Origin of the sequence: Gemmobacter nanjingensis (assembly GCF_014652195.1) — a bacterium.
Taxonomy (GTDB): Bacteria; Pseudomonadota; Alphaproteobacteria; order Rhodobacterales; family Rhodobacteraceae; genus Gemmobacter; species Gemmobacter caeni.
Window position 1 is genome coordinate 57,531 of sequence record NZ_BMYI01000019.1, and the last position, 15,567, is coordinate 73,097.

The 15,567-nt window shown below is 63.4% G+C and carries 12 protein-coding genes; 11 read left to right on the top strand and 1 reads right to left on the bottom strand.

Annotation, left to right across the window (positions count from 1 at the left end; translation table 11 throughout):
• Positions 1-34 precede the first annotated feature (34 nt).
• Genes IE126_RS21235 through IE126_RS21245 form a run of 3 tightly spaced genes read left to right on the top strand, consistent with a single transcriptional unit; the run spans position 35 to position 2,750 of the window.
• Positions 35-571 (top strand): hypothetical protein, encoded by a 537-nt coding sequence (locus IE126_RS21235; protein WP_189382151.1) that lies wholly within the window; start codon positions 35-37, stop codon positions 569-571.
• Between the two features lie 29 nt (positions 572-600).
• A complete protein-coding gene (locus IE126_RS21240; protein WP_189382152.1) occupies positions 601-1,578 on the top strand; it encodes a glycosyltransferase family 2 protein in 978 nt (325 codons plus the stop codon).
• Positions 1,575-2,750: a glycosyltransferase family 2 protein gene (locus IE126_RS21245; RefSeq protein ID WP_189382153.1), complete on the top strand. Its 1,176-nt coding sequence runs from the start codon at positions 1,575-1,577 to the stop codon at positions 2,748-2,750. The genes IE126_RS21240 and IE126_RS21245 overlap by 4 nt, the downstream gene beginning before the upstream one ends.
• 90 nt (positions 2,751-2,840) lie before the next feature.
• On the opposite strand, the gene IE126_RS21250 is transcribed toward IE126_RS21245, so the two are convergent.
• Entirely contained in the window at positions 2,841-4,394 is a 1,554-nt protein-coding gene (locus IE126_RS21250; RefSeq protein ID WP_189382154.1) for a glycosyltransferase family 4 protein, read from the bottom strand.
• A 613-nt stretch (positions 4,395-5,007) separates the two neighbouring features.
• On the opposite strand from IE126_RS21250, the gene IE126_RS21255 reads away from it, so the two are divergent.
• From IE126_RS21255 to IE126_RS21290, 8 genes are all read left to right on the top strand, one after another.
• Positions 5,008-6,210, top strand: coding sequence for a class I SAM-dependent methyltransferase (locus IE126_RS21255; RefSeq protein ID WP_189382155.1), 1,203 nt, complete (start codon positions 5,008-5,010; stop codon positions 6,208-6,210).
• A 170-nt stretch (positions 6,211-6,380) separates the two neighbouring features.
• Positions 6,381-7,511: a non-hydrolyzing UDP-N-acetylglucosamine 2-epimerase gene (gene wecB, locus IE126_RS21260; protein ID WP_189382156.1), complete on the top strand. Its 1,131-nt coding sequence runs from the start codon at positions 6,381-6,383 to the stop codon at positions 7,509-7,511.
• Positions 7,508-8,788: a UDP-N-acetyl-D-mannosamine dehydrogenase gene (gene wecC, locus IE126_RS21265; RefSeq protein ID WP_189382157.1), complete on the top strand. Its 1,281-nt coding sequence runs from the start codon at positions 7,508-7,510 to the stop codon at positions 8,786-8,788. The genes wecB and wecC overlap by 4 nt, the downstream gene beginning before the upstream one ends.
• Positions 8,785-10,386 carry a CgeB family protein gene (locus tag IE126_RS21270; RefSeq protein ID WP_189382158.1) on the top strand — a complete coding sequence of 534 codons (1,602 nt, stop codon included), beginning with the start codon at positions 8,785-8,787 and terminating at the stop codon, positions 10,384-10,386. The genes wecC and IE126_RS21270 overlap by 4 nt, the downstream gene beginning before the upstream one ends.
• A complete protein-coding gene (locus IE126_RS21275; protein ID WP_189382159.1) occupies positions 10,383-11,672 on the top strand; it encodes a hypothetical protein in 1,290 nt (429 codons plus the stop codon). The genes IE126_RS21270 and IE126_RS21275 overlap by 4 nt, the downstream gene beginning before the upstream one ends.
• On the top strand, positions 11,665-12,363 hold the full coding sequence (locus IE126_RS21280; protein WP_189382160.1) for a DUF6270 domain-containing protein: 699 nt from the start codon (positions 11,665-11,667) through the stop codon (positions 12,361-12,363). The genes IE126_RS21275 and IE126_RS21280 overlap by 8 nt, the downstream gene beginning before the upstream one ends.
• The gene (locus IE126_RS21285; RefSeq protein ID WP_189382161.1) at positions 12,360-14,363 is read left to right on the top strand and encodes a glycosyltransferase; all 2,004 of its coding nucleotides are present in this window, start codon (positions 12,360-12,362) and stop codon (positions 14,361-14,363) included. The genes IE126_RS21280 and IE126_RS21285 overlap by 4 nt, the downstream gene beginning before the upstream one ends.
• 26 nt (positions 14,364-14,389) lie before the next feature.
• Positions 14,390-15,567: class I SAM-dependent methyltransferase (locus IE126_RS21290; protein ID WP_189382162.1), on the top strand; the 1,178-nt coding region annotated here is incomplete at its 3' end.

Sequence of the window (15,567 nt, forward strand, 5' to 3'; positions counted from 1 at the left end):
TGTGACCTTACCGCCGGAACGCAAGGGATTTCTGATGACCGACAGCCTCGACCTCGGCCCTGAAACGGGGATCAACTCACGTCTTGCCGTGTTGCGGGAACTGGATATTGACGAGGCGCCCCATTCTGCCGGGCAGGGCCTGGTTCCGGGGGTGTTTTTTGTGCCCGACGCGGAATCGCAGACCACGCTGACGCTTGAAAGCCGCAAGGGCATGCTGCTGCGGGCAAGCTATGACATTCAGGGCAGCGCGCGCTGGCTGGGGCTGCACATCGACATGGCGGATTGCTCTTTTGCCGGGAAATCGCTGTTCGGCGTCGCGATGCGCAGCCTTGCGCCCCGGGCCACCCCCTTCAACATCTGCCTGCGCAACGGCAGGGAGGGCGGTTTCGACGACCATTTCTTCCGCAAGACCGGGCTGACCTTCCCTGAAAGCAGCCTGCATCTTGATGCGTTGTCCTTGCCGGAAACCCCGAGCCTCTGGGGGCATGCGCCTTGGCGCGAGCTTATCCTGTTCCTCAAGCCGGAAAGCGGCAGCATCGACCTGCTGGACCTGAAGGTATTCACCCTTTGATCGGGGGCGCGGAAGGTCACGCCCTGCCCATGCTTTCGATCGTGATCCCCGTCTGGAACGATCCGGCCGGTCTGGCGCGGCTGCTGCCGTCCTTGCTGCCGCTTCCGCATCTTGCCCGGATCATTGTGGTCGATGACTGTTCCGATACGCCTGTTTCCCCGCGGACGCTTAACCTGCCGCATCTGGAGGGCGAGGACCGGGTTCTCTGGCTGCGCAGCGATGTCCAGCGCGGGGCGGGACATGCGCGGAATTTCGGGCTGGCGCATGTGACGTCCAGCCATGTGATGTATCTGGATTCCGACGATACGATCCTGCCCGATCTGGCCGCCCTGATCACGGAGCTGCTTGCCGCGCCGGCGGAGGCGTTCGATTTCTGTCTGTTCCGTCATGTGGAAAGCCGGCAGCGTTCGAAGGGGCAGCCGGGGCCCTTGCCGCTGGATCAGTTCCATTGGGATCTTGCCGCGATCGGCGACGGGCCGCGCGGCCTGACAGTGGCGCAGGCCACGCGGCTGTGCCGGGTTTCGGCCTATCCGTGGAACAAGATCTACAAAACCGCCTTTCTGACCGGGAACGGGATCTTCTGCACCGAAATCCCGGTCCATAATGATGTGGAACTGCACTGGCGCAGCTTCTTTTGCGCGCGCCGGATCTGTGCCTCTGACCGCCTTTGCATCGAGCATTTCGTCCACGAGATCGGCAGCCGCCTGACGAACCGCAGGGACAGCAACCGCCTGCGGGTCTTCGAGGCGCTGGCGGCGCTGCGGCAGGCGTGCGAAACGGATGGCGATCTCATGATCACTTTCGGCGATGCCCTGATCGAATTTTATCTGAACCTGTTCCGCTGGATCGAAAAGCGGCTCGATCCTGGCGAAAGGCTTGTCTTGCGGGACAGGGCGACGGACTTTCTGCTGGCCTCGATCGACAGGCCGGCCTTCCGGTTGCTGGCGGCGAAAGATCCCGTTCTGGCGGGCCGGGTGAACGATTTTCTTGAACGGGGTGTCCTGTGACATTCACCTTCATCCTTGCCAGCCACAATGTTCTGCCCGGGATCGACGACTGTCTGGCCGCGATCCGGCATTGCGCCCGGCCGGGGGACAGCCTTGTGGTCGTGGATGATGGCTCCACCGACGGGACGGGCGAATATCTGGATCGACTGGCGCGGATCGGCGCGCTTGGCCTGCCCTGCCGGATCGTCCTGCTTGGCGCGCATAGTTGCAGCGGCCCTGCGCTTGCGTTCCGGCTCGGGATCGAGCAGGCGCGGCAGATCCCCGACAGCGGCGCGATTGTCCTTGTCGACGGGGGCGGCCAGCTGGATCCGGCAGGGTTTGCCGCCGCACGGGCCCATTTCGAGCGATACGAACCCGATATCCTTTACGCGAATTACGCCGTGCTGGACCCGGTCATCGCCGAGGTGCTGCGCCCGCAGGATGGCGCAGCCTGGGGGCGTATCCATGCCGCGCCGCACGCCGGAACCGAGGCCGCAAGGACCATGGCCCTTGCCCTGGAGCCCGCACCGTGGCGGGCCATCTACAGATCGGGGTTTCTCGGCGGGATGGCTTCGGGCGTTTCCGCCGGGACGGGGCGGCAGGAAGATGCGGTCTTTCACTGGGAAACCTGCCTAGCGGCCCGCAGTTTCGCATTTCTGGACCGCAGGATATGTTTCCACCGTGCCGGCCGCGCCGCAGCAGGCGCCGAAGCTTCCGGGGATGGTTTCGCCGCCTTCACCCGGATTTCCGCCCTTCTGGCCTCCGGGCGGGCCTTTGCCTGGGAACACCCTTTCGCCGCCGATGCCGTCGTCTGGTTGCTGACAGGACTTGGCCGGGAGCTTGAGCGTCTGGAATTCACCCGCTGCCGTGTCCATGCCGAACAGGCCTGTGCGGCCCTCGGGGCAATTCCGGGTGCGATCTGGGCCCTGGCCTGCGACAGGCTGGGGGCGGGACACCCGATCGTTCCGGTCGGAAACATGATCCGCTCTGCCTCTCCCGCAGATGTCGCCGCGCATTGGGAGCTTCTGGCGCTCCGGCGCGAAACACAGGCCGCCCTTGGCACCCTGTGCGACCTTGGCGAACGGATCGCAGGACAAAGCGCGACAGCCCTCAGGCTTTTGCAAACCCTTTCCGAGATCGAACGGTTCAGCGCCCTGTCCGAAATGCTTCCCCGGCGAAAGGGAAAAACCTGACGGGTTTGCCGCCGGGTGGGGGCGTGTGAGTGGATGCGGGGAGGGCAAGAGGGAAGAACGCGGCTGGGAATGGCAGGAAGGTCGGGCCGCTCAGGACGCTACCTTTTTCCAGAAGGCAAGGGCGTTTTCCCGCCAGGAATAGACGCTCTCGACCCGTTCCCGCGCGGCGCGGCCCATCCGGGTACGGCGTTCGGCGTCGATGCAAAGCGTGGCCAGCGCGCTGGACAGCGCGACAGGATCACCCGCCGGAAAGGCACAGCCGCTGTCCGGGCCGCCGATAATTTCCAGAAGCGGCGGCAGGTCCGAAACGACAACCGCCTTTCCCATCGCCATGGCCTCGACGGGTTTCAGCGGCGAGACAAGCCGCGTGACCGGAAGATCCTTTCGTGGAATGGGGGCAATATCAATGACAGAATAAAGCGCCGGCACCTCTTCTTGTGAAACATGCCCCAGCATGATGAGCCGGTCATATACCCCGGCGGATTTTGCAAGATTGATCAGCGCGGGGCCGATATGGTTTTCGCCCCGTGGATCCCAGCCCGCGATGACGAGTGCAAAGTCGATACCGGCCCGTGCCAGTTCTCCGCAGGCGATAATCAGATCATCCAGCCCCTCGTAAACCGTAAAGGAGCCAACATAACCGATCACAGGCGTATGATCCGGGATACGGAGCCAGGATTTCAGATCTGCGTCTTTCGGCAGGACGCGCAGGCGTGACAGGTCTGCGGCATTGGGCAGAATGCCGATCCTGTCTTTGGGAACGCCGCGGCTGGCAAGCTCGTCCCGCATCGAATTGTTCAATGTAAAGACAAGATCCGATGCTGCGGCGACGCAATCCTCAAGCGCGCGTTCCTGACAGAACTGAAGGCTGTCGCGGTATGCGTGATCTCTTGTTGCCCTTGAAAGCTCCCAGAACCCTCTGACCTCGTATATGAACGGCAGCCCGAGCCGTTTCGCCGCAAAAAGCGCCGGAATGGCCGTTGCATAACTTGAGGCCGCCATGACAGATCCCGGCCCGCTTTCCCGAAGCGACTGAAACAGCGCCTCTTCGCAATTCAGAAAATCATCGACGGTTACGGGGTGCCTGTGGGCCTGATTGCCGGTCCGGTGATAGGTGATCCCGTCGACGATATTTTCCCCCGGCACCTCTTTGATTCCCCGGTCCCAGGGAAACCCCGGTCTGGTAAAACATTGCGTCGTGACGCCGATGGCATCGAGCGCCCTGATCACCGCATGGCTGCGATGCGCGTAGCCCGTCGTATCCTGAGGCAGGCTCAGGGCCAGAACATAGGCCAGATCGGGGCCCTTGTGCTGCGGTCCGGCGAGCACATGACCGGCCGCGATCCGGAGCAGCCGTATCTGAACGAACAGGGGATCAACAAGCGCATCCCTGCTTCTGGTGCCATTCAGGAAAAGATCCCATACTTCGGTGATGATCTCTTTGCTTTCCGCCTGCGGAAGCGCCCCGGACAGCTGACGCATGCCAAGCCAGGTCAGGGTGGTGTTTCCACGCCGCGCGGCGTCTTTTACCAGCCGCTGAAATTCGGAAGGGTTTCGCCTGCAGGCCGCCGCAGAAATCTCTGCCGCCGAGCTTTCCCTGCCTTCATTGTAAAGTGTCCCGGCAGCGTCCAGCAGCTTTTCCATCGTGTTCCTTCTTGCTTGCCACAGCAGCCCTGCCGGCAAGATCCCGATCCGTGCCCGCCCGACCGTTACGGTTTGATGCCAGAGCTTTCCCGTGCCCATGCAAGCCCGGCTGGCGTGGCGCGGGCTGACAAGAACAGGTATGCTCTGCGTCCCCTCAGGGCAAGTGCAGCCGGTGCCCGGGGAAGGTGGGATGGTGCCGGGATTGGCCTCAAGGCATGGTATGGAACGGGAATTGATTACATAATAACGCTTACCGGTTAATGATGTGATGCCCATACAGAGCTGTCCCTCTCCGGGTGCGGGCAAATGGCGAGGGGGCCGGTTCCGCAGGGCGCCGCCCTGCTGTCACGATCGCGTCCGGCGATCTTCCGGGGATGTAAGGCGGAACGGCGGTGCGGGTGACGCGTGTCCCGCACCGCCGGGCCGTCTGTCGTGGCGCCTGCCGCCATTCCCGCGTGGCCTTCGCATGTCAGCTGGCCTAAACAGGTTCCTGAAGTGGCGCGAATATGCCACAGGCGCAAGGTAAGGCAGGACGATGGACAAGCGCGGGACAAGGCTTGGTTACCAGAATGAGGGTGAAATGTGTCAGGAGGGCAATTTTCTGGCGGACCCCATGGATCAGGATCTGAATATTCCGCTGAGCAGCCAGGCCGTGTTCTGGCGCCCGAGGCATGTTGCGGGATCTCCGCTGCTGGAAGATATTCCCTATCTTTTCTGGGTTCTGGAAACGGTTCGGCCTCGCTCTGTGGTGCAGGTCGGGCTGGGGGACGGGTTGCTCTATCTGGCCTTGTGTCAGGCGGTCGAGCGTCTGGGGACAGATGCCGTCTGTCTTGGCATCCAGGAGGACGCGGCAGAGCTGCCCGAGGCCCTTCGGCACGCGCATGACAGCCAATATGGTGATTTTTCCTTGATCCTGCGGGGCGACCGGGCCGGAGAGGCGTTGCAACCCGGCGAGATCGACATGCTTGTGGTCGATGCAGGATTGTCCGCGGCGCAGGCCGGGGGCGTTGTCCGCGACTGGCTGCCGCGGCTGTCCCGGCACGGGATCGTTCTGGTTTGCAACCCGGATGGACAGGCCGTTGAGGGGGCGTTGCGTGCGGCCCTGTACGGCGACGACAACTTGCTGCGCATTGCAGGGCCGCTGTCGCCGGCGGCCGGGCGTCTTGATGCCCTGCTTTGGGGCGCCGACCAGCCCGAGCGCCTGAAACGCCTTGCCGCGTCGAACTGGAGCACGCCCGCGCATCGGGGCGCCCGGCTGGTGTTCGGCCGTCTGGGGCGCGCGCTTGTCGATGCATGGGCGGTCTCGGAATTGCGGGAGTCCCGGAGGGGTGAGCCGGCACGCCGGGGCGGCGGGATGCCCCGGGCGGGGCGGGAGGATGCCTTCGAGGCCCTCATGCAGGAAAAGGCGCGGCTTGAGGCAGAAAATGCCAGGCTGGCGCGCCAGTGTGACGAGCGTATCGAAGATATCGCTGTTCTGGTGCAGACATTCGACCGGGACAAATCGGCGCTTCAGGCCGGGACGCGTTCGGCGGAAGCCGAAGTCGCGCGCCTGCGGGAGCATCTTGCCGCGGCAGAGCGGGCCGGGGAAGCGGGGCGGTCGCAGGCAGAGGAGGTGCAAAAGCGGAATGCCATGCTCGAGGCGGAAAGGAGCGCCCTGCAGGACGAGCTTGCCCGGGTTGTGGCGGAAGGAGAGGCCCGTCTGGCCGAAATGGCGCGCCGCCATGCCGACGAGATCCGTGCCCTGCATGACAGCACCTCGTGGCGCATCACAAGGCCGATGCGCAGTGTGAAACAAGCCTTTTCCCGCAAGGGATGACCCTGCCCCGCGGCAGCTCCGGTTGCGGTGCAGACCCTTCGCGCGGCAGGATGCGGAAGGCATGGGCGGAATCCGCCGGGAAAGGCGCCCGGGGCGAGAAGTGGGTAGCATTCCGGCAGGGGTTGGGCTAGTGCTGCGGCCGATGATCTAGACACCATTTGGATTGCACAATGCGTATTCTCACCGTCTTCGGGACGCGCCCGGAAGCCATCAAGATGGCTCCGGTCGCCTTGGCCCTTGCTGCCGATCCGCGTTTTGACGCGCAAGTCTGCGTGACCGCCCAGCATCGGGAAATGCTGGATCAGGTGACCGGGCTGTTCGGCATAAAGCCGGAGCATGACCTCAACGTCATGCGCCCGGGGCAGGATCTTTATTCCGTGACCTCGGACATTCTGCTGGGGCTGCGGCAGGTTCTTGCCGAAACCCGGCCCGACATGGTTCTGGTCCATGGCGATACGGCCACCACGCTTTCGACCACGCTTGCCGCCTATTATGCGCGCATTCCGGTCGGGCATGTCGAGGCCGGGCTGCGGACGGGGAACCTGTATTCTCCGTGGCCGGAAGAAGGGAACCGCCGGGTGACGGGGGCCCTGGCCGCGCTGCATTTCGCCCCGACCGCACAATCCCGCGACAGCCTGCTGCGCGAGGATGTTCCCGCGGACCGGATCGTCGTGACGGGCAATACCGTCATCGACGCGCTGCAACAGGTTGTGGCGCGGATCAAGGCCGATCCCGTGCTGGATCAGGGGCTTGCCGCGCGGTTCGGCTTTCTGGACCCCGCGCGCCGTGTCGTGCTGGTCACCGGGCACCGGCGCGAAAGCTTTGGCGGCGGTTTCGAGCGGATCTGCATGGCGCTCCAGCAGATCGCGGATCGTTTCGGCGATGTCGATGTGGTCTATCCGATGCACATGAACCCCAATGTGCGCGAGCCCGTGCAGCGCCTGCTTGGCGAGGCCCCGAACATCCATCTGATCGAGCCGCTGGATTACCTGCCCTTCGTCTGGCTGATGAGCCGGGCGCATATCATCGTCACCGATTCCGGCGGCATCCAGGAAGAGGCGCCCTCGCTGGGCAAGCCGGTTCTGGTCATGCGCGATACCACCGAACGCCCCGAAGCGGTCGAGGCCGGCACGGTCCGGCTGGTGGGAACCGATACCGCCCGCATCCTGGACGAAACCGCGCGGCTGCTGACCGATCAGGCCGCCTATGACGAGATGTCCTTCGCGCACAACCCCTATGGGGACGGGAAGGCCGCGATGCGCATCCTCGATGCGTTGGAAAAATTCGGGGAACGCAAATGAGTGGACCGTTCGGCAGCATCTGCATGGTCGGCCTTGGCTATATCGGCCTGCCGACGGCCGTGGTCTTTGCCCTGCGCGGGGTCAATGTCGTCGGGCTGGATGTGAACAGCACCGCTGTCGAGAAGATCAATCGCGGCGAGACGCATATCGTCGAGCCCGGGCTGGACGATGCGCTGCGTCGTGTGGTCGCGGCGGGTAACCTGCGCGCCACCACCCAGCCCGAACCCGCCGATGCCTTTCTGATCGCCGTGCCGACGCCCTTCTTGCACGAGGGCGAGGGGCATGACCCGGATCTGACCTATGTCGAATCCGCCGCGCGCAGCATTGCGCCGGTTCTGAAAAAGGGCGATCTGGTCATTCTCGAATCCACCAGCCCGGTCGGCGCGACCGAGCAGGTGGCCGGCTGGCTCGCGGAAGCGCGCCCCGACCTGACCTTCCCCCATACCCATGGCGAGGCCTCCGACATCCGCGTCGCGCATTGCCCCGAGCGTATCCTGCCCGGCCATGCCCTGACCGAACTGGTCTCGAACGATCGCATCATCGGCGGGCTGACCGATGCCTGCGCGACCCGGGCCCGGCGTCTTTACAAGCTTGCCGTCGAGGGCGATTGCATCGAGACCGATGCGCGCACCGCCGAAATGGCCAAGCTGACCGAAAACAGCTTCCGCGACGTGAATATCGCTTTCGCCAACGAGCTTTCACTGATCTGCGACAAGCTGGGCATCAATGTGTGGGAGCTGATCCGGCTGGCCAACCGCCATCCGCGGGTCAATATCCTGCAACCCGGCCCCGGGGTGGGCGGGCATTGCATTGCCGTCGATCCGTGGTTCATCGTCTCGCAGGTGCCGGAGGAGGCGCGCATCATCCGCGCCGCGCGCGAGATCAACGACAACAAGCCCGAATGGGTTCTGGCCAAGGTCCATCAGGCGGTGGCCGAACATGCCGCGGCCGGGGGGGCCCCGGCGCGGATCGCCTGCTTCGGTCTAGCCTTTAAACCCAATATCGACGACCTGCGCGAAAGCCCCGCACTAGCCATCGCAACCCGGCTTGCCAGCCTCTATCCCGGCCAGGTCGATGTGGTAGAGCCCTTCATCGAAGCCCTGCCCCCGGCGCTGGCCGACAAGGCGCAGCTCCTGCGTCCGACCGAGGCGCTTGAAAGCTGCGACATCCTAGTGCTGTTGGTCGACCACGACGATTTCAAGGCCATGCCCCAGCCCCGAAAGCCGGGCCTGCACCTGATCGACACGCGCGGGATCTGGGTTGGGCAGCCCAGATGACCCTGCAAGGATCGGCGCGGACCTTCGCGCTTCTGCGCGCGGCTGCCATATTGGCGGGACAAGGGCGGAAGGCATCCGCACAGACGTTGCGCGCGGGCTTTACATTCGAACGGATTGCACTGGCCATTTCCGGCCAGCGCCCCGCCGTGGCGCAAGCCGCGGCAACGCCCCGATCCTCGGATTTCCGGGTCGCGGCCATCCTCGACGAATTCTCGTCCAATAGTTTCGGGAACGCCTTCGAGGCAATCCACCTGCACCCGGATACCTGGCAGGCGCAGTTCGAGGCAAACCGCCCCCAGGTTTTCCTCTGTGAATCCGCCTGGTCGGGACGCGACAGCCAGATCCGCCCCTGGAAGGGCAAAATCTACGCCAGCACGAACTTCCCAAGGGAAAACCGCCAGATTTTGCTGGATATTCTGGCCTATTGCCGGGCCGCAGGCATTCCGACGGTGTTCTGGAACAAGGAAGATCCGACACATTACCCGGACCGGGTCCACGATTTCGTCAAGACCGCGACAGGGTTCGACCATGTCTTCACGACAGCCGCGGAATGTGTGCCGCTCTATCGCGCGGAATACGGGTTGCAAAGTGTGCATGCCTTGCCTTTTGCCACCAATCCGGTGCTCTTCAATCCGATCGACCTTGCGCCAAGATCGGATGCGGTGACATTTGCCGGCAGCTGGTATGCCAACCATGTCGGGCGCAGCCGTGACATGCACAAGGTTCTGCGTGGCCTGCGTTCGGCCGGGTATGAGCTGGAGATCTATGACCGCTATCACGGCGACAGCGATCCCCTGCACCAGTGGCCAGATGAATACCGGCCCTTCGTCCGGCCAGCTGTTCCGCATGATCAGGTTGCCAGTGTCTATAAGCGCAGCCGTCTGGCGCTGAACATCAACACGGTGACAGAGTCGCGCACCATGTTCGCGCGTCGGGTGTTCGAGCTCATGTCCTCCAACACCCTCGTTCTGTCGAACCATTCCCTCGGCATGGAAGAGATGTTCGGCGAGGATGTCATCTTCTGCGACCGGGACCGTGACCTTGACCGCCTGAAATCCCTGGACAGCGCCGGGATCGATGAGATCCGCGCGCGCAATCTGAACCGGGTGCTGCGTATGCATACATACCGCAACCGCTGGGAAAGCATCCTGCGCGTGATCGGGCTGCCCTTCCAGCCGGCCGCCGAAGCACTGACCGTCGTCTGGCCCCTGCGCAGCACCGCCGAGGCGGATCGCGCCCTTGTCTGGTTCCAGCAGGAGGCCGATCTGACCCGGGACAGGTTGCTGCTTTTCGCGATGGAAGACATGGCTCCTCTCGAAGTCGCCGGGCTTTACGAAAGCCATAACTGCTTCGGCGTGACGGTGACCTCTCTGGCCCATGCCGAAAACCTGGCGCTGGAAGGCCGCTATGCCCCGGTCGAAACCGAACATGCGGCGCTGATCGACACAACGGCCCCGCCACCGCCCGGCTGGCTGTCCAAGGCGCGGCTGCATCTGCAATATGCGGGCGACCGGGCGCTCCGGGCGGCCGGAGGCGGCACCACGACGCTGATGCGGCACAGCGCCGTTCCAACCGACCTGCTGGAGATCAGACTGTGAAGATAATCCGGGATGGTGTGCTCCAGATCCGTCATGGCGCACGCAGTCTGCCCGTCATGTTCCGGCGCGCGGGCCAAATCCGGGCGGGTGCCCGCCATGTTCTTGTCGTTTTCAACGGCGCCCTGACCACGCGGGAGGGGCGCCAGCCGCCCTTCTTCGTCGGTGCCACTTTGGCCGACGATCTTGGCCTGCCGCGGATCGCCTTCAGCGATCCGACGCTGGAACTGAACGAGGAACTTCTGCTGTCCTTTTACGCAGGACATGCGGGCTTTCCCGATCTGGCGCAAACCATCGCCGGGATCATCGACGATCTGGCCGCGACCCATGGCTTCCGCCCGATTCTGGTCGGCGGCAGCGGCGGGGGGTATGCCGCGCTCAACATCGGGCGGCGGATGCACAGCGACCCGTTCATTCTGGTCTGGAACCCGCAGACCGATATCGCGCGCTATGTGCCCGCCGCGGTTGCCGCCTATGTGGCAACGGCCTTCCCGGCGGAATATGACGCGGACACACATGATGCGGCGGCGACGACCCGCATCCTTGATGCCGCGCTTGGAACCTCGCGGCTGATGCCATGGGAGTGTCAGGCCCAGACCCTGCTGCTGCAAAACCGCAGCGACTGGCACACCGAACATCACGCCCTGCCCTTTGTGACCAGCTTCCCCCATCATCAGGTCGCTCCGGGGCATTTCTGCGGAACCGAGAATGCGACAGCGGTCAGCCTGCTTGACTGGGGTCAGGGCCATATCGCACCGCCGCGCGATCTGCTGATGCAGACGCTTGACCTGATCCTGACAGGGGCCAGCGCCGAAGCCGTGCAAGAAGCGCTGGCCAGCGGCGCGGCCAGCGCACGGGGTTTCATTGGCAAACAGGTCTGCCGTCTTGACGGGCCGGAAGCCTTGCAATCCGCCCCGATCCATCTGGAGGCCCATCTGGCGCCGGGCCGCAAATACCGGTTCAGCTACAGTCTCGATCTGGATGGGGCTGCACAGGTGCCGGAAGATCTTCGGCGGTCGGCACTGGTCTCGCTGATGTCCGGCGGCGATCCGGCTGTGGATATTCCCGGCCTGATGCGGTCTCCGATTGAAACGATCGGCTTCTATCGCTACATCGCCGCCACCCCGAAGCCATGCGTGCAAAACTTCCACTTCACGCTGCCCGCGCAAGCCGCGTTCCTGACGCTGCGCATCCTTCCCTGGGACTGCGCCAACTGGGGCGCCGTCCTGCGCGATGTGACGATCACCGATCTTGGCCCCGATCCTGGCGCGGCGGCAGGCGATGGCTGAGATGTCAGGCCGCCGGACCGCAATCCTGGGCAGTTGCGTCAGTCGTGATGCGCTCGAGCTTGAAGACGCCTCCGGTTATGAAGTCGTCAACTATGTCGCGCGCTGTCATACGGCGGCCTTCGGAGCCCCGCCTGTGGTCGACGAGGAAATGCTTGCGCGTGTGGCCAGCCCCTTCCAGCGCCGCATGTTGCGTCATGACATGGCCAAGACCGGGCTCGACGAGATCGCGTCGTTAAATTTTGACTGGCTGGTCATCGACCTGATCGACGACCGGCTGGACATCCAGCGCCTTGAAAATGGTCATCTGCGCACAGTATCGAGCGAATATCGCGCCGTGGCGGGAGAAATCCCGCCTGCCGAAATTATCCGTGCGGGCACACCGGAGCATATGGCTCTTTGGAAAGCTGGCTGGCTACGCTTGCGCAACGCTTTGCGGGACCATGGTATCAGCAACAAGACCTTGGTAAACCGGGTATTCTGGGCTGATAACCTGTCTGGCGCGCAGGGTCAGAACCCGACGAAATATGTGCAAAATGCCAATCTGCGTCTTGTAGAGATGTACGCTTATATTCGTGAGACAACAGCCGAAATCGGCTGGATCACCTATCCCGAAGATATTTTCAGCGCCGCCCCGGATCACCGTTGGGGGCCAGCACCGTTCCATTACAGCAAGGAGGTATACAGCACATGATCCGCGCCCTTGACCACCTGTCGGCCCCCTGCGCCGTTTCCGTCATTGTTCCCTGCCACAACGCCATGGGCAAGATCGGGCGCTGTCTGAGCGCACTGCGGCAGGTTGACCTGCCCGAAGCGGAATACGAGGTGATCTTCGTCGACGACTGTTCGACCGATGGCACGTTTGATCTGCTGACTGCGGAATGCGCGCGGGAGCCGAACTGGCGCGTGCTGCGGGTGGAGGCCAACAGCGGCTCGCCCTCGGAGCCACGCAACCGGGGCATCGCGGCGGCGCAGGGGGAATATGTTTTCTTCCTGGATTGCGACGATGAAATCCTGCCCGATACCCTGCGGGTTTATCTTGCCCATGCGCGCAAGACCGGCGCCGATATCCTGCGGGGCAATCTGATTGCCGAAGATCGCAATGGTCGCCGGGAGATGAACCAGATCAAGGACTGGTCGGATGGCCTATCCCGAACCGACAGAATTCGTGCGATCATCGGCGGACAAAGCACGATTCCCTGCAGTCTGATCCGGCGGGATTTGATACAGCATCATCGACTTCGTTGGCGCCATGACATCCGCATGGGAGAGGATACGCTGTTTCTTGTAGCGGCCCTCGCAGCGGCGGAGCGGATCGAATACATTGATCATCCGACCTATATCTATGTCAAAACGCCGAATTTCACGCCTTCCAGCACCCAAAGCTATGGCGAGCGTGAATTGCGCGACCATCTCGCCGTCTGGCGGGGGGCAACGGCGTTGCTGCGGCCGCTGGGGATCGACTATATCAGCCTGCGCTTGCAGGTCGGATTGCAGACGGCGCTGCGGGCGCTGATCTTCGTCAATCGCGGCGATGTCACGAAAGAGACATTCGCGGATTTCTCGGCCTTTCTGGCCGAAAACGCCAGCGTGATCGAACGCTTTTCGCTGTCGCAGCGCCTGCGCGACCTGCTGGCCGTCGCGCGCAATGGCGATTTTGTCGCCTTCCGCCGTGCCTGTCGGCCGCGGTTGCTGATCGCCGGCTATGACCTGAAGTTCATCACCGGGATGCTCGACCAGCTGGAGCCATATTATGATATCAGTCTGGATGTCTGGCCCGGCCATGACCGGCACGACGAGGCCGCCAGTCGCGCCGCACTGGAGAAAGCGGAACTGATCTGGTGTGAATGGCTGCTGGGCAATGCGGTCTGGTATGCCCGGAACTGCCGCCCGGATCAGATCATCATCGCCCGGATGCACCGCTTTGAACTCGGGCGCGATTTCGGGGCAGACCCGGCAATTGAACGGCTGAACACGGTGGTCGCGGTCTCTACGCTGTTTCTGGAGCGGTTGCTGGAGCGTTTCCCGACGATCCCGCGACACAAGGCCCGGCTGCTGCACAACTATGTCGATCTTCCGGCTTATCGGCACAGCGCCGACCCGGACAGGCGGTTCCGTCTGGGGGTGATCGGTATCCTGCCGGCCCGGAAAGGCTTTGCCCGCAGTCTGGAACTTCTGGCCCGTTTACGCCGTGTGGACCCCCGCTATACGCTGGATGTCTACGGCAAGGCACCACAGGATCTGGACTGGCTGGCGCGCATCCCGACAGAAATGGCCTATTTCAAGGATTGCGAGGAACTTGTCGCGCGCAACGCCCTGAAGGATGCGGTGCATTTCCACGGCCATGTCGATCTCCGCAGCGCGCTGGCGCAAACCGGCACCGGGATCATCCTGTCGCAAAGCGACCCTGACCCGGGGATACCCGGCCCCGAGAGCTTTCACCTCGCCGTTGCGGACGGGTTTGCATGCGGTGGCGTCAGCCTCGTGCAATATTGGCAGGGTGCGGAATTCATCTGGCCCGAGCGTTTCATCCTGCCGGACGAAGATGCGCTGGTCGAACGGATTTTGGCCTACCGTGACGACCCTGCCCTTTTTGAACAAGACGCCATCGCGGGCAGAGACTTCACCGCAACGCAATATGATACAGACCGATTTGTAACCGGCTTCCGCGCATTGTTCCGGCAGGCAGTCTGAAATCGCAGACCATCAGGAGCGACATCATGGTCAGAAAGCCGACGAACCCCCGCCCGGCCGCGCGTGATATCCGGCCGGAGTCCCAGCTTGATCCCGCCGCCAAGGCGACGGCGGTATCGACAGATGATCCCGGTCTCCATATCCCGCTCTCCAGTCAGGCAGTATTCTGGCGGCCACGCCATATGCGCACCTCGCCGATGCTGGGCCAGTTGCCCTTTGTTTTCTGGCTGATGGAAACCTTGCGGCCTCGCAATATCGTGCAACTCGGGCTTGGCGACGGTCTGGTCTATATGGCTCTGTGTCAGGCGGCGGAGCGGCTTGGCGGTACAACCGCCATCTGGGGGCTACAGACGGCGGCTGGTGGCCTGCCTCCGGAATTTCAGGCCGAGCATGATGCATATTACGCCGATTTCTCGACCCTGATGACCGTCGGACCTTCGCGCAAGATCCCTGGCAGCCTGTCCGAAGATGAAATTGACCTGCTGGTCATGGATGCGGGAACAGACGCCGCTCTTCCGGGCCAGTGGAACACAGAGTGGTTGCCGCGGGTTTCAGATCGCGGGGTCGTCCTGATCTGCAACCCCGATCATCTGCCGGACGATGCCGAACTGCGGCGCGATCTGCTGTCCGGGGAAGGCCGTTCCCTGGTCATGGACCCGGTTTCTGCCGGCACGACCGGCGGGATTGGCATCGCGCTGCGGGGGGGCAATGTGCCCGGACGCCTCACCGCGCTCGTCGCACAAAGACCGGGCAAGCCTGCCTACCTCGCCGCGCGTCGCGTATTCAATCGCCTGGGTCAGGGGCTGGAGCATATGCAGCATATAGCCAGCCAGCAGGCCATGATCGCGGCGATGCAAGCCCGGCTGGAAGCCGTTGAACAGCAGCGCGGCGATGTGGCCGAGCGGACAGAAGCGCAGGCGGCATTGCGCTCTTATCTGGAAAGCCGGATCGACGAGTTGCGGGGAGAGCTGGAAGACCGGCTCGGAGACATTGCGGCGCTGAGCGAGCAGGTATCCCGCATCCCGGCGCTTCAGGCCGAGCGGGATGCATTGACGCAGGAACTGTCGGATCTGCGGCCGGCCTTGCGGGACGCACAGGAGAAGCGCAGCGCCCATTGGGCCCGCGTCGAGGCGTTGCAGGCAGAAGCCAAAACCTCAAACAGCCAGATCGAGGCCCTGATGGCGGAAAATGCCCTGCTGAAACG